Origin of the sequence: Pseudoalteromonas sp. NBT06-2, assembly GCF_002276045.1 — a bacterium.
In the GTDB taxonomy this organism is placed as follows: Bacteria; Pseudomonadota; Gammaproteobacteria; order Enterobacterales; family Alteromonadaceae; genus Pseudoalteromonas.
In genome coordinates, this window is the sequence record NZ_NQMR01000091.1 from 20,627 (window position 1) to 36,315 (window position 15,689).

Genomic DNA, 15,689 nt, shown 5'->3' on the forward strand with positions numbered 1-15,689 from the left:
TATGACTCAACCTAATTTTGTTCATTTACGTGTCCATAGTGATTTTTCATTAGTTGATGGTTTAGGTAAAACAAAACCCATAGTAGCAAAAGCTGCAGAAATGAATATGCCCGCTTTAGCTATTACAGATCAAATGAACTTATGTGGTTTAGTGCGATTTTATGGTGCTGCTCACGGTGTTGGCATTAAACCAATTGTAGGTGCTGATTTTTGGCTTCAATCACCAGAGTTTGATGGCGAAGTGTGTAGGATAACTGTTTTAGCTAAAAATAACGTGGGTTATAAAAATCTAACCATCCTGATTTCAGAAGCTTATCTAAGGGGACATGTTCAAAATCGCGCCATGATAGATAGAGATTGGTTAGTTGAACATAAAGAAGGTTTAATTTTACTTTCAGGAGCCAAAGATGGTGATTTAGGTAAAGCCCTGCTTAAAAATCAAGTTGAAAGTATTGAATCTATTACAAGCTTTTATCAAACACATTTTCCAGAACATTATTATATAGAGCTTGTAAGAACATCAAGAGCACAAGAAGAAACATATTTACATAAAGCAGTACATCATGCCACTCAAGCTGGTTTGCCAGTAGTGGCAACAAATGAAGTGGTTTTTATTGAACCTTCAAAATTCGAAGCACATGAAGTGCGAGTTGCAATTCATGATGGTTTTACCATAGACGATAAACGCCGACCAAAACGCTTTTCTCAGCAGCAATACTTTAAAACACCAGAGGAAATGACTGAGCTTTTTTCAGATATCCCTGAAGCACTCGAAAATACCGTTGAAATAGCAAAACGTTGTAATGTCACCATTCAATTAGGTACTTACTTTTTGCCTGATTACCCAACAGGTAGCCTTACAATTGAGGACTTTTTAGTTCGTGTATCAGAAGACGGCTTAGAAGAACGTTTAGAAATTTTGTTTCCTGATGAAAATGAGAGAGAGCAAAAAAGAAACATTTATGACGATAGGCTTAAGATTGAGCTTGACGTTGTAAATAAAATGGGATTTCCCGGATATTTTTTAATCGTAATGGAGTTTATCCAATGGAGTAAGGATAATAATATTCCTGTAGGCCCTGGTCGTGGTTCAGGTGCCGGTTCGTTAGTGGCTTATGCACTGAAAATTACAGATCTTGATCCATTAGAATTTGATTTATTATTCGAAAGATTTTTAAATCCAGAACGTGTTTCTATGCCAGATTTCGATATTGATTTCTGCATGGACAGGCGTGATGAAGTAATAGACCATGTTGCTGCTCTATATGGTCGAGATGCAGTATCCCAGATCATAACCTTTGGTACTATGGCGGCGAAAGCAGTAATACGAGATGTAGGTCGTGTACTAGGGCATCCTTATGGCTTTGTTGACCGGATCTCAAAATTAGTACCCGGTGATCCAGGTATGACATTAACAAAAGCATTTGAAGTTGAGCCTAGATTACCAGAAGCATACGATGGCGATGAGGAAGTTAAAGAACTTATCGATATGTGTCGTATTCTTGAAGGTTGTAACCGCAATGCGGGTAAACATGCCGGTGGTGTTGTTATTTCACCAACGACCATTACTGATTTTGCAGCGATATATTGTGATGATGAAGGTAAGTTTCCAGTAACTCAATTTGATAAAAATGATGTTGAAACAGCGGGTTTAGTTAAATTTGATTTCTTGGGTTTACGTACCCTAACAATTTTGCAATGGGCCTTGGATATGGTCAACGAAAGATTAACTCGAGAAAATAAAGAGTTAGTCGATATCGTAACTATTCCATTAGATGATCAAAAAAGTATTGATTTATTACTCAGAGCTGAAACCACTGCGGTATTCCAGTTAGAATCTCGTGGTATGAAAGATTTGGTTCGCAGATTACAACCAGATTGCTTTGAAGATATGATTGCACTGGTTGCACTATTTAGACCAGGACCACTTCAGTCAGGCATGGTTGATAACTTCATTGAACGTAAGCATGGTCGTGAAGAAGTATCTTACCCTGATGCAACTTGGCAACATGATTCATTACAGCCAATTCTAGAGCCAACTTACGGTATTATCTTATACCAAGAACAAGTAATGCAAATTGCGCAGGTTTTATCGGGTTACTCTCTTGGTGGCGCAGATATGCTGCGTCGCGCTATGGGTAAGAAAAAACCTGAAGAGATGGCTAAGCAGCGTGCAACATTTGAAGAAGGCGCAGTAAATAATGGTGTAGATGGCGAGCTTGCCATGAAAATATTCGATTTGGTAGAAAAGTTTGCCGGATACGGATTCAACAAATCTCACTCAGCGGCATATGCACTCGTATCTTATCAAACACTTTGGATGAAAACACATCATCCTGCAGAGTTTATGTCCGCGGTAATGTCGGCAGATATGGATAACACCGATAAAATTGTCACGCTTGTTGATGAGTGTGAAAATATGAATATGCCTTTATTAGCACCTGATGTTAATTGTGGTTTATATAAGTTCACGGTGAATCTGCAAGGTCAAATAGTATATGGCTTAGGTGCCATTAAAGGTGTTGGTGAAGGGCCTGTTGATACCATTTTAGAAGCCAGAGCTAGAATAGGGCAGTTTAAAGATTTATTCGATTTCTGTGCGAACATCGATCAGAAGCGCCTTAATAAACGAGTTATTGAAAAATTAATTATGGCTGGAGCATTAGATACCTTAGGACCGGCACTGCCTACATCAAAAGATAAAAGTGCGGTACAAGGTGCGCGGGCGACCTTAATTGCGAGTTTACCAGATGCAATAAAGTCCGCTACGCAACATAATAAAGCACAAGCGTTAGGTCAAGATGATTTATTTGGTTTATTAGCGACAGAGCCGGAAGATGTTGCACAAGCATTTATACATGTGCCGCGTTTTTCTGATAATGAATGGCTAGAAGGCGAAAAAGAAACATTAGGACTTTATTTAACAGGCCACCCTATCAATCAGTATAGAAAAGAACTGAAACATTATATTGGAGGTAGATTAGTCGATTTGCAGCCAACAGAGCGCGATGTGCAGACAACTGTAGCTGGTTTGGTGATAAATACCCGAGTTTTGATTAATAAAAAGGGAAAACGTTGGGGCTTAATTACGTTAGATGATAAAAGTGCACGTATGGATGTACGTTTTTTCCCAGAACAGTTTGAAACTTTCGAAGAATTGTTACAAAATAACAATATCTTGGTGATATCTGGACAGGTCAGCTTTGATAACTTCTCCGGAGGCCTTACAATGACGGCTCGGGAAGTATGCAAGATAGAACAGGTACGTGAAAAACGCATTCGAAATATAAAAATGAAAGTGAAAATGCAAGATGTTGATGGTAAGTTCTTCGATAAATTGCAAAATGTACTTGAACCTTATAAACATGGTACTTGTCCTATCATTATAGAATATGAACGCCCGGATATAATTTCGGAGCTTTCATTAGGAACCCAATGGTGTGTGACGCCATGCGACGACTTATTACATAGGTTAGGTCAACTGGCGGCGCAAGATATAGATTTAGAATTTAACTAGTTAGGTCTTTTAGAGCATGAGTCTCAATTATCTGGATTTCGAACTTCCAATTGCAGAATTGGAAGCAAAAATTGAAGAATTACGTAGTATTGGTAACGTTGGTGAGTTAGATCTGAGTCTTGAAGACGAAGTCGGTCGCTTAAAAGAAAAAAGCACTGAGTTAACCAATAAAATATTTTCAGAATTAGGTCCGTGGCAAGTACAGCAGTTAGCTCGTCATCCATTACGTCCTTACACTCTTGATTATATTAATCACATTTTCACCGAGTTTGATGAATTATGCGGTGATCGTGCTTTTGCAAATGATCCTGCAATTATCGGTGGTATTGCACGTTTTAATGGTGAACCAGTTATGGTTATAGGTCATCAAAAAGGTCGTGATACAGCTGAAAAAATCAAACGCAACTTTGGTATGCCAAAACCTGAAGGTTATCGTAAAGCATTACGCTTAATGGAAATGGCTGAACGTTTTAATATGCCTATAATCACTTTCATTGATACACCGGGTGCTTACCCAGGTGTGGGTGCCGAAGAGCGCGGTCAAAGTGAAGCGATTGCTAAAAACCTTAAAGTAATGGCGGGTCTTAAAGTGCCAACTATCTGTACTGTTATCGGTGAAGGTGGTTCTGGTGGTGCATTGGCAATTGGTGTTGGTGATCGTGTTAATATGCTAAAATACAGCACTTATTCAGTAATTTCTCCTGAAGGTTGTGCCTCAATCCTTTGGAAAAGTGCTGAAAAAGCGCCTTTAGCTGCAGAAGCGATGGGTGTAACAGCAGATCGCGTTAAAGAGCTAGATTTAATCAATAATATTATTGATGAACCTCTAGGCGCGGCACATCGTAATCATGAAGCTATGGCTAAAAACTTAAAAGCACAATTAAAACGTGATTTATCTGATCTTAAAGCACTTTCAACTGATGAAATGCTTGAGCAAAGGTATGATCGTTTAATGTCATTTGGTTATTGTTAATGAATAGACTGCTTAAGGCAGTCTTTTTATGAAAGCCTCCAAAATTTATCAAACATTCAGTAATGTAATATTACAGAAGCTGAAAACTATAAAGCCACATTCAAATTCTTTGACAGTGGCTTTATCTGGTGGAGTAGATTCAGTTGTTTTACTTCATTTAGCTAATACCTTTCAAAAAAACAATCCTGACATATTTATTAGCGCGATCCATGTTGATCATGGTTTGAGTGACAACGCAAAAAATTGGCAGTTATTTTGTACCCAGCTGTGTGATAAGTTAGAAATACCTTTAAAGATTGCAGAAGTTTCTGTTATTAAAAAGACTAGGCAAAGTCTTGAGGCTGTCGCAAGAGAGCAAAGATATTTAGCTTTATTTAAGTTATCGGATCCAACAAGTATTATCTTATTAGGGCAGCACCAAGACGACCAAGTAGAAACATTTTTGCTGCAATTAAAAAGAGGCTCAGGCTTAGCAGGTTTAAGTGCTATGGCAAGTTTAAGCTCGCAACAAGGTCGTTATTTATTAAGACCTTTATTAAATACCTCAAGGGCTCAAATAGAATGTTTTGCTAAGAATTATGCGATACCCCATATTAATGATGAATCAAATGATGATAAACGCTTTGATCGTAATTATTTACGCCATGATATTGTTCCTCAATTAAATGAGAGATTTAAAGGCTTTAACGCGTGTGTTTCACGAAGTGTTGAACTACTTCAGCAGCAACAAACCTTAATTGATGAAATATCACAATCGGATTTAATACAAGCGTATCACTTTTCTCAATCTAATAAAGCTAACACAATACCTGTACCATTTTTATCTTCATTATCTTTTGCAAGACAAGCAAACTTAGTGCGATATTGGCTTGGCCAACATAACCTTTTAATGCCTTCAAAAGCCATTTTAGATCAAATATTAAATCAAGCTATCAATGCAAAAATTGATGCTAAAATATGTATTCAATTAGGAAAGCACACAATACAAAGGTTCCGTAACGAGTTATATGTTGTTGACCCAGTTGAAACTATTTTAGATGTGCTTGATTGTGACATTGAAACGGTATCATTAAGTAATGCTGCAAAGTTAAAGAAATGCCAAGGAAAAGGTATAAGAGACATTAAGCCTGAAGAAATCCTCAATATTCGATTTGCAACACTTAAAGATCGGATTAAACCGAGAAATAAACCCGGTAGTAATACAGTTAAACATTGGTTAAAATCTGAAAAAGTACCACCTTGGCAGAGAGATAGCATACCTCTTATTTATTATGATGATACCTTGGTACAAGTGGTTGGTTACTTTATAAATGATGACTATGCACAAGAGCAAGGTGTGTTTTGGCAATTAATAGAAGAAAATAACAATGAGTGATCAGGTTGGAAAGTCAATTATTTCACAAGCTTATATTGGTTTAACACTATCGTTAATTATTATGTGTATTTTGTGTTTTTTAAGCCAAACCTTTATATTTTCCATTATAAATGGTGTGATTTCAGGTAAATTAACATCACTATTTTTATTATGTTATTGGCGAGGTAAAGGGGGAAGCTTTTTTATAATCGCACTTATTTGCCCATTAATTGCCATCGTCATAACAAGTTTGCCAAACTTTACTGCTTTATTTCAATTAATAAGTGCTTATTTTGTAGGTACTTCATCTTTATTAATGCTTTATGGCTTTTCTGATAAAAAATAAAGGGCGAGCCCTTTATTTCATTATTTCAAAGCAATCTCGGCCATTATTTTTAGCCTTATACAAGGCTTTATCTGCACGTTCAAATATTGATATATTATCGTCTTTTACTTGAGCTAAAGTAAATCCGATACTTGCAGTAATTTTATGTTTCGCTAAAAGTGCGTCTTCATGCATAAGTGCTTGTATTCTATTTGCAATAAGGTTGCATGCTTTTTCTTGATTATCATCAATCAATATTGCAAATTCATCACCACCAAATCTAAATACGGTATCAATACCACGAATGCTTTGCTGTAGGAGTCTAGAAAATTGAACTAATACCTGATCTCCAAATAAATGACCGTGAGTGTCATTCACTTGTTTAAAGTTATCTAAGTCTAATAACATAAAACCAAAGCGCCTATGATGACGACGGTATCTATCTATTTTTTTGTTTAAATAGTCATTAAAGTGGCTTCGATTACTGAGTCCTGTCAATATATCCTTAGTCGCTAATTTTTTTACACGATAAAACATCAATGCATTTCTAAGAGGGTAAACAAGTACACTGTGCAATCTTTGAAGTTTTTCTTTAATAAAAATGCTCATTGGTTTTTTAGTAAAGTAAATTAACTGACCTAATCTTTCATTTTCATTTTCAATTTCTAAATCAAAAGAAACCTTTTGCCCTAAATGTTTACTCCCTATCATTTCAACAACGCCATCAGAGCTATGGAACTGTAAACCTGTGATAGAAAGTAATTTCGTCGCTTCTAATGAAAAAATATTGATAAGTTTTGCTAACTCTAAGGTTTTTTGAAGTTGAGCAACTAAACTATGAATATTCTCATCATTTGTAGAGCGGTAAGAATTAGCCTTTGATGGCAAATACTGTCCTCGAGTTGAAGAAGCATGTGTTAAAACATGTACATTTTCCACTTGTATTCTCCGTGAAAGAAAGTTCGATAAGGTTTTTACTAATACTAATTTACTAAAGCAGGTATTGTGCCAAATATAACAATAATAAAATATTTCATTAGAAATAACTTGAGAACTAGAATTAAAACAATTGCTTGCTATATTTGTTTAATAAAGATGCTGTTTAAAACAATAAAATTTAGAGGAATATAATAATTGCAGAGCGTTTTCACTGAAATTTTTAGCTTATTAGTTATAGCTGCATTGCTCGTATGGGTGTTCAAACGAATAAATTTACCCCCTATTTTAGCTTATCTAGCGACGGGTATTTTTGCGGGTCCTCATGCGTTAGGTTGGATCACCGATTATCAAGAAATTCATTTAGTTGCAGAGTTTGGTATTGTATTTTTATTATTCTCATTAGGTTTAGAGTTTTCAATCCCGAAGCTTGTTGCTATGAGGCATATTGTATTTGGCTTAGGCACAGCACAAGTGGGGATCTCAACCTTTTTAATTATGTTAGTTGCTATAATTTTTGGCACTAATTGGTTAAGTGCTTTTAGTATTGCCAGTTTATTGGCGCTTTCATCTACAGCTATTGTTGTTAAGCAATTAAGTGAATCGGGCGAGTTACATACTCGAAGGGGCCAGTTAGCAATAGGTATATTATTATTTCAAGATATTGCTGTAGTGCCTTTATTAATTGCATTACCTTTATTAGCAGGGGAAGGAGATCAACACCTTGTTATTGCACTTTTAATTGCACTTGCTAAAGGCGCTTTAGTGTGTGGATTATTATGGGCAATAGGGAAATGGATATTACCACGAATATTTAATGCTGTTGCGCAGGTAAGAACCGATGAGTTATTTGTTTTAACGACGTTACTGGTGACATTATTTGCCAGTGCACTTACACACTTTTTTGGTTTATCTATGGCTTTAGGTGCATTCTTAGCTGGGATCATGCTGGGAGAAAGCCAGTATAGACATCAGTTAGAGGCTGATATCAGACCATTTCGTGATATTTTGATGGGTCTATTTTTTGTAACCGTAGGCATGCAACTTGATATGGCATTTGTATTTATGAATGCAAATTGGGTTATATTAGGATTAGTTGGTCTTATATTTATTAAATGCTTAGTCATTAAAGTGCTAGCCCGTATGATGGGGGAAAGCCAAAAAAATGCTTGGTCTACAGGTTTAATGTTATGTCAAATGGGTGAGTTTGGTTTTGTATTGATTGCTCTGGCTTTACAACATCAAATTATAGCCTCTTCATATGCTTCTTTATTAATTGCAGTTGGGGTGTTATCAATGGCGATTACACCTAATCTGATTGACAACAATCAAATTATTGCAAAAACTTTTTCTCGCAAAGAAAAAGAAAAAAATGTTCAAGATGAAAAACCGAACTTTAAATCTGAATTAGATCAACATGTTGTAATTTGTGGTTTTGGCCGAGTAGGTCAAACAATTGCGCGCTTTTTGAAAGTAGAAGCAATTCCCTATACCGCTTTAGATATTGATCCTGTACGTATTAGAGAGGCACAGGCAGCAGGAGAAAATGTACATTTTGGTCATGTAAAACATAAGGAAGTTTTAAATGCAGCAGGCGTTAAAAATAGTCGCTTAGTAATTATAACTTTTGCTGATTATGATAAATCGATGGCAATAGTGAGTGTAATAAGAAATATTTCAGAGCAAGTGAAAATATTAGTAAGAATGAAAGATGATAGCCGTTTAGATGAGTTGAAAGATGCCGGTGTAACAGAGGTTGTGCCAGAATCATTAGAAGGTAGTTTAATGTTAGTTTCACATGTATTGTTTATGTCAGGGGTTCCAGTTAAACGTATTTTACGCCGAGTGCAACAAGAGCGCAAAAATAGATATGGGATATTGCATGGTTATTTCCCTGGTGAAAATTCTGATTTGCCACCAAGTTCAATAGAAAGGTTAGAGCAATTACATGCCGTAGCCTTATCAGATAATGCATTTGCAATTAATAAAAGCATAGAAGAATTAGGATTAGATAAAAAGCGAGTTGATATTATGGGCTTGCGCCGTGAAGGTAAAGAAATCTCAAAACCTGCACTTGATACTATTTTACAAAGCCAAGATATCTTAGTGATTAGAGGAAAACCCAGAAAAGTAGAAAGAGTTGAAAGATATTTACTTGAGGGAGACTAAACCTTATATCTACTTCGCATTTTTTCTTAAGCCACAGCGTGGTAACCTTATGAAGGAAATTGTAGGTTGATGACCTGAAAACAGAAGTAAACACTATTAAAAAAATAGCGAAGCTATACTTCATAAAAATTCCCAGATTCCTTATATCGAATTTAATTACAGGGTTAGGGGGGAGTTTTATTGGCACTCAATATCCAAGAATGCTAGAATTTCATCTATTTGGTTTAAACCATCTTGATAACCTATCTCAATTAAATGACGAGTATAAGATCTTTCAAATAAAAGGTAACTTGTTAAACTTGACTCTGAATGCGCTTTAACACCAATTAATCTTAATATCATTTTGATTGCAAAAGGCATTTTATCGTAATGCTCACATGCAATCGCATTAAAGTTTTTAGATGGATTTATTACAAATGTCTCTACACGTTTCAACTCTTGATGTTTACCTCTAGCTCTAGCTGGTAGTAATGAAACGGTACGGTTTACCCGTTCAAGTCTTTCTATATCTGAATGTAAAGTATCAGTAAAAATAGTATCTAATAAATGACCTGCAATACTCGAAATACCAGGGTAGTGAGGCTGAAAGCCTAAGTATTTATTGTCTATTGGTTGATCAACACCAATTATAAAAACTTTATTAGCACCTAAATGAATTGGAGGGCTTAATGGTGAAAGTTGATGAATAGAGCCATCGCCAAAATATGCTTGATTTATTTTAATACTTGGAAAAACCATAGGGATAGCACTTGAAGCCATTAAATGCTCTATATTTATTTTTGATTGCTCCCCACAGCGTTTAGCTCTTTTCCATGGGATGGTATCTTTAGCTTGATAAAATGCCACTGATTCGCCGCTGGTGTAGCTTGAGGCAGTGACAGAAAGGGCTCTCAAATAACCATTAGCGATATTTTTATCTATTCTTTTGAGCTCCATCACATTTTTTAAGTAAGTCCTTAAAGGTTGATTGTTAAGTAAGCTAGCAGGAGAGTGGTTTAGGTGTTCTGGCTGGAAACTCCCTAGTATATTCGAAAATAAATGACCAAAAACATGGCGTAAATCACTATGATAAACCTGATCTGTGCTAAAGTTTTTCCACACCCATTCTAACTTTTTAACACCTAAGTGAAAACATGAAGCATAACTGGCAACGGCTGTGGCATTTATAGCTCCGGCTGATGTACCATTTATAATACCAAAAGGAGATGGGCAGTTACGTGGTAATTTTGTTGCTATAGCTTTGAGCACGCCAACTTGATAAGCTGCTCGTGCACCACCTCCGGTTAATAATAACGCCGTTTTATTTGCTGGCACAATATTATGCTTAGTTACTTTTTTTTTCATATAGGCATAATCAGCTTTTGTTAGGGTATTTTCTTTAATTTAGAAGATATTGAATTAAAAAGAAATTATTTATTTGTATATGAGCAAAATATGACAGAAAAAAATGCAGAACAAACTTCTAACGTAACCAATAAACGTGTTTATATATTTGTATTATTAATCGTTTTCATCATTATTATCGGAGCGAGTATTAAGTTATTCACATCGTTAAGCTCTGAGGGTGTTAAAACTCCTGTCGCGGTTGCGTTTCCAGATCCTGTAACAGAAGAGCTCAAAATTGTTGAACATATAGAAGTTGAAAAACAGGAATTAAATAATCAAACACAAATCGTATCTGAGGTAACACAAACGAAAGAGTTATCTTTAGTTGAAGTTGAGCCAGCTAAAACCTTACCTCAATTAAACGATAGTGATTTAAGTGTTAAAACTCAGCTTTCTCAGTATTTTGCGAAAAAAACCTTAAAACTTGTTGTTCAAGATGACATGATCAGACGTTTTGTTGTTTATGTGGATAATATAGGTAAAGGTAAAATTGTAAAAAAACATAGCCCAATTATTGAACCACAAGCAAGTTTCACTGTAGCTGAAGGGGATATATTAACAACTGCACCACAAAGTTATGAACGTTATACGCCTTTTGTTGAGTTATTTACAAGTATGACGCCACAGCAAGCAGTGAACTTTTATAAAGAATATAAACCATTATTTGATGAAGCTTATGAAGAAATAGGTTATCAAGAGCGAGACTTTGATGAAGCGGTTTTTGATGCCATAGATATGGTATTAACAACGCCTATCGTGACAGGTAACGTACCTTTATTAAGTGAGAGCGTAGTATATAAATATGCTTATTCAGATTGGGAACAGCTGCCAGAAGCACAAAAGCAATTATTACGAATGGGCGCTAAAAATGTTAAAAAAGTAAAAAGTGCTCTAAAAGGTATTAAAACTTTTTTAGAAAGGTCTGAGTAATAATATCTAAATACCCCTAAAAAGCTGAGTTTGATACACAGCTTTTTTCGTTTTGTATAATTACCATGCAAACAGTCATAAATTTAAAACTTTAACTTGAATTACCTGCAATAAATAGTGATAATCACCCCGCGTCTAACAAGACCCTCTATGGTAGTCTTATTGGTCCTCTCGCAACAATAGTTCGTGAACTTGGTCAGGCCTGGAAGGGAGCAGCCACAGCGGATGATTTGTGTGCCGGGATGTGGCTGGTAAGACTGCCACCCAATTTATATGCTTTGTAGTTTGCACCATAAGTTGTCATTTCTTCCTTATAAGTTGTCCTAATTTGCACTCTAAGTTGTCATAGACTAAGTTTATATAGCCATTGTATTGAAATAAGCAATGTTATGTATCGCCGAAATATAAAACACTCTAGCGTAAATAATATTTTTAAGTTCGCCAGTCAAAAAATGAAAACTGTTTTTACAGTAGAATCATTTTTAGAATTCGATACATGTTTTCATTTTGAATATTCCCCTGATGTAATTAGTTTTGAAGCTCAACCTTTAACTTTTAAATATCAATTTGATGATAAAGTCCGAAGGTATACACCAGATTTTTTAGTTACTGATAAAAAATATGGCGAACGCTTCATTGAAGTTAAACCCTCAAATAGAACGATTAATGAAGAATTTAGGCTTGAATTTAGCTTAAAACAGAAGCAGTCTTTAATTTTAGGTAAACCCCTTATTCTGGTTACAGAAAAACAAATTCGTATAAATCCAATTTTAAACAATCTGAAACTATTACACCGTTATTCTGGTTTTCAATCTTTAACGCCATTGCAATACAAGTTACTAGAAATTATTAAATCATTTGGCATGGTACGAATTGTACAAATAATTCAATCAGAATCGGTTACTGAAGGAGAAGTGTTAGCATCGATTTTAGGGCTTATCTCTCATGGCTTTATTGATACTGATTTGATTAATTCAGATATTAATATGCAATCAAAGGTATGGCTGAGCAATGTCTGACACCAGCTTTGGGAGATTTTTTGATGAGTTTGACAATGAAGTAAGCGAACCATTAACACCTGAAGATAATCTAGTCCAAAGAGATCTAGAAAGTTATTCTGAAGAAATTAAAAAAGAAGTATTAATCCGTTTATGTTATTTAAAGTGGTTTCAAAAAAATCTTAAAGGTGGGTGGACGGATAAAAACATCACTCCATTATTAAATGTTGCACCTAAATTCAACGAAGTTAAGAGACCATGTTCTAGAACCATAGCAAGGTGGTGGAAACTTTATAAAAACTCAGGATTTAAATTGTTTTCGTTGATCCCGAAGCACGCCAAAAAAGGAAATATTAATACGAAATCATCATCAGATAAATTTTTTGAACAAGCCTTAAATAGATATTTAGTTAAAGAAAGGCCCTCAATAGCAAAGGTTTATCAATACTATAGTGATGTTATTCGATTAGAAAATGAAACTTTAGTTGGCGAAAAAATTAAAGCACTGTCTTACAAAGGTTTTTATAATCGAATAAAAAAACTCCCTAAATATGATGTTATGGTAGCTAGGCATGGTAAATATTTGGCAGATATGGAGTTTCAAGCAATCTATGGTCATCACCCCCCAACTCGATTACTAGAGAGAGTTGAGATAGATCACACTCCTTTAGATTTAATTTTATTAGATGATGAGCTATTAATTCCTTTAGGTAGACCATTTTTGACGCTGTTAATTGATAGCTACAGTCGATGTATAGTTGGTTTTCATTTAGGTTTCAAAGAGCCTAGTTATTTCTCCGTTTTAAAAGCATTACAAAATGCCATAAAACCAAAATACTATATTCATGAGCAATTTCCTGATATTGAAAATGAGTGGCCTTGTCATGGTAAATTTGAAACTTTAGTGACTGATAATGGTGCTGAATTTTGGGGAAACAGTTTAGAGCAATCATGCTCTGAAATTGGTATGCACATTCAATTTAATCAAGTGAGAAAGCCTTGGTTAAAACCTAATGTAGAGAGAATTTTTGGCACTATTAACCGAGAGTTATTAATAGATATTCCAGGTAAAACATTTTCAAATATTCTAAAAAGAGAAGAGTATAACTCAGCGAAAGATGCGATTATGCGTTTCTCTACTTTTAACCACATTTTACATCAATGGATAATTGATGTTTATCATCAAGATAAAGATGCACGCTCACGTTACATACCTATTAATTTGTGGCAGACGGGGAGCTTACAAATGCCAATAGTAGAGCCATCAACAGAGGATCTAGCAAAATTAGATGTGATATTAGGGATTAGTGAATATAGGCAGCATAGACGAGGTGGTATTTATATATATAACTTAAGATATGATAGTGATGAATTATCTGATTATCGAAAAAATCATGGTGAAAAAAGTGGAAAAACTAATAAGTACTTAGTAAAAACAAATCCAGATAACTTATCTTCAATTTATGTTTATTTAGATAAGTTAAGCCAATACCTCACAGTACCATGCGTAGATCCAACTGGTTATACCCAAAATCTCAGTCTATTAAAACATCAAATAAATCTTAGATTACAGCGTAATTTTATTGATGATTGTATTGATTTAGTCAGTTTATCGAGAGTGAGGATGGCGATACATAATCGTATTGAGCAAGAGATCAAAGACGTTAAAAAAATGACATCAAATCGCACTGTACGCGGTGGTGCCGCAATTGCAAAACATCAAGGCATAAGTAGTGACAATAGTAGAAGTATTGCAATAGAGAGTAAGGAAGTTGAAGGTGAAATTAAACCCATAGCTGAAAAATCTTCAGTAGAAGATGATTGGAATACCCTTATTACAGACCTGAAACCTTATTCATGAAAACACATAATCAACATCAAGAAGAAAAGCTAAATAGCTTTATAACTACGTTTATTGCTCATCCAATACTTAATACAATCTTAAATGATTTTGACAGGCTCAGATATAATCATAAATTAGGTGGTGAGCAGCAATGTATGTTGCTTACAGGTGATACAGGAACAGGTAAATCATCAGTAATTAGTCACTACCAATCATTAGTTAAATCACAGTTTATAAATGATAAATTGCATAAACCATTATTAGTCAGTCGAATTCCAAGTAAACCCACCTTAGAAACAACCATGATTGAGTTATTAAAAGACTTAGGGCAGTTTGGTAGCTGTAATAAAAAAACGCGAAATAATGATCAAAGATTAACAGAGTCTTTGATTAAACTTTTAAAGCAATGTGGTACAGAATTAATCATAATCAATGAATTTCAAGAATTAATAGAATTTCAAAGTGGTCAAAAAAGAAATGAAATAGCCAATAGACTCAAATACATAAACGAAGAAGTAAAAATCCCCATCGTCTTAGTCGGTATGCCATGGACTGCTAAAATAGCTGAAGAGCCACAATGGTCATCTCGTTTAATGATCCGCCGTAACATTCCTTATTTTAAACTATCAGAAAACCCACAAAATTTTATTCAATTATTAATGGGCCTAGCTCAAAAAATGCCTTTCACTATAAAGCCAGAACTTGAAGACCAAAAAGTAACTTATGCATTATTTGCTGCAAGTAAAGGCTGTTTTAGAGCATTAAAACATTTATTAGATGAATCTGTAAAACAAGCATTATTAAATGATGCTGATACTTTAACTATTGAACACATGACAAGCGCTTTTGAGATTTTTTATCCTGAAACTATTAATCCATTTAAACAAAAATTAGCGGATATTAGTGCATGTGAAGTACAAAACTACTCACGTTATGATCTTGGCGCTCAAAGCGATTTTGATGCACTTATCCCCACACAATTTACAGATAAATTACCTATTAGCCAATTACTTAAAAAGAATTAATTTAATAGAATTATTTGCTGATTATAGTTTCAGCAGATAATAAAGTTTGATCATTTAAGGAGTAGGAGGCAACTGACAATTAAGCCTAATGACAATATAATTTGATCTTTTTTACTGTTTTATTGGCATTTAGCCAATGACCGCATTGTGCCAAAAGCGGACCTTAATGCGTAACTCGTTTCTGCCCCAAAATAACTAATGTGACAGGTAATAGCGTAACTACCGTTCTTACT

Annotated in this window: 11 protein-coding genes and 1 other RNA gene; 10 read left to right on the plus strand and 2 right to left on the minus strand. The window is 34.8% G+C overall.

Annotation, left to right across the window (positions count from 1 at the left end; translation table 11 throughout):
- Position 1: 1 nt before the first annotated feature.
- The 4 genes from dnaE to CJF42_RS16715 are packed head-to-tail and all read left to right on the plus strand — an operon-like array spanning position 2 to position 6,190.
- Positions 2 to 3,517 carry a DNA polymerase III subunit alpha gene (gene dnaE, locus CJF42_RS16700; protein WP_095367780.1) on the plus strand — a complete coding sequence of 1,172 codons (3,516 nt, stop codon included), beginning with the start codon at positions 2 to 4 and terminating at the stop codon, positions 3,515 to 3,517.
- Between the two features lie 16 nt (positions 3,518 to 3,533).
- Entirely contained in the window at positions 3,534 to 4,490 is a 957-nt protein-coding gene (gene accA / locus CJF42_RS16705; RefSeq protein WP_095367781.1) for an acetyl-CoA carboxylase carboxyl transferase subunit alpha, read from the plus strand.
- A 28-nt stretch (positions 4,491 to 4,518) separates the two neighbouring features.
- A complete protein-coding gene (tilS, locus tag CJF42_RS16710; RefSeq protein ID WP_095367782.1) occupies positions 4,519 to 5,865 on the plus strand; it encodes a tRNA lysidine(34) synthetase TilS in 1,347 nt (448 codons plus the stop codon).
- Entirely contained in the window at positions 5,858 to 6,190 is a 333-nt protein-coding gene (locus CJF42_RS16715; protein ID WP_095367783.1) for a hypothetical protein, read from the plus strand. Before tilS ends, CJF42_RS16715 begins: the two co-directional genes overlap by 8 nt.
- 12 nt (positions 6,191 to 6,202) lie before the next feature.
- Here CJF42_RS16715 and CJF42_RS16720 read toward each other — a convergent pair whose 3' ends face one another.
- The gene (locus CJF42_RS16720) at positions 6,203 to 7,108 is read right to left on the minus strand and encodes a GGDEF domain-containing protein (RefSeq protein ID WP_095367784.1); all 906 of its coding nucleotides are present in this window, start codon (positions 7,106 to 7,108) and stop codon (positions 6,203 to 6,205) included.
- A 195-nt stretch (positions 7,109 to 7,303) separates the two neighbouring features.
- On the opposite strand from CJF42_RS16720, the gene CJF42_RS16725 reads away from it, so the two are divergent.
- Entirely contained in the window at positions 7,304 to 9,274 is a 1,971-nt protein-coding gene (locus tag CJF42_RS16725) for a monovalent cation:proton antiporter family protein (protein WP_095367785.1), read from the plus strand.
- 177 nt (positions 9,275 to 9,451) lie between these two features.
- Here CJF42_RS16725 and CJF42_RS16730 read toward each other — a convergent pair whose 3' ends face one another.
- Positions 9,452 to 10,618, minus strand: coding sequence for a patatin-like phospholipase family protein (locus tag CJF42_RS16730; protein ID WP_095367786.1), 1,167 nt, complete (start codon positions 10,616 to 10,618; stop codon positions 9,452 to 9,454).
- 90 nt (positions 10,619 to 10,708) lie between these two features.
- Between CJF42_RS16730 and CJF42_RS16735 the strand changes: the two genes are divergently transcribed.
- The 5 genes from CJF42_RS16735 (at position 10,709) to CJF42_RS16755 (ending at position 15,456) form a co-directional block, all read left to right on the plus strand.
- Complete coding sequence (locus CJF42_RS16735) at positions 10,709 to 11,590, plus strand: DUF3014 domain-containing protein (protein ID WP_095367787.1); 882 nt, start codon at positions 10,709 to 10,711, stop codon at positions 11,588 to 11,590.
- A gap of 160 nt (positions 11,591 to 11,750) precedes the next feature.
- Positions 11,751 to 11,847: signal recognition particle sRNA small type (ffs, locus tag CJF42_RS16740), an RNA gene on the plus strand.
- A gap of 195 nt (positions 11,848 to 12,042) precedes the next feature.
- Positions 12,043 to 12,609, plus strand: a complete 567-nt coding sequence (locus tag CJF42_RS16745) for a TnsA endonuclease N-terminal domain-containing protein (RefSeq protein WP_252097641.1) — start codon at positions 12,043 to 12,045, stop codon at positions 12,607 to 12,609.
- On the plus strand, positions 12,602 to 14,449 hold the full coding sequence (locus CJF42_RS16750; RefSeq protein ID WP_095367789.1) for a TnsB C-terminal domain-containing protein: 1,848 nt from the start codon (positions 12,602 to 12,604) through the stop codon (positions 14,447 to 14,449). The genes CJF42_RS16745 and CJF42_RS16750 overlap by 8 nt, the downstream gene beginning before the upstream one ends.
- Positions 14,446 to 15,456 carry a TniB family NTP-binding protein gene (locus CJF42_RS16755; protein ID WP_095367790.1) on the plus strand — a complete coding sequence of 337 codons (1,011 nt, stop codon included), beginning with the start codon at positions 14,446 to 14,448 and terminating at the stop codon, positions 15,454 to 15,456. Before CJF42_RS16750 ends, CJF42_RS16755 begins: the two co-directional genes overlap by 4 nt.
- Positions 15,457 to 15,689 lie beyond the last annotated feature (233 nt).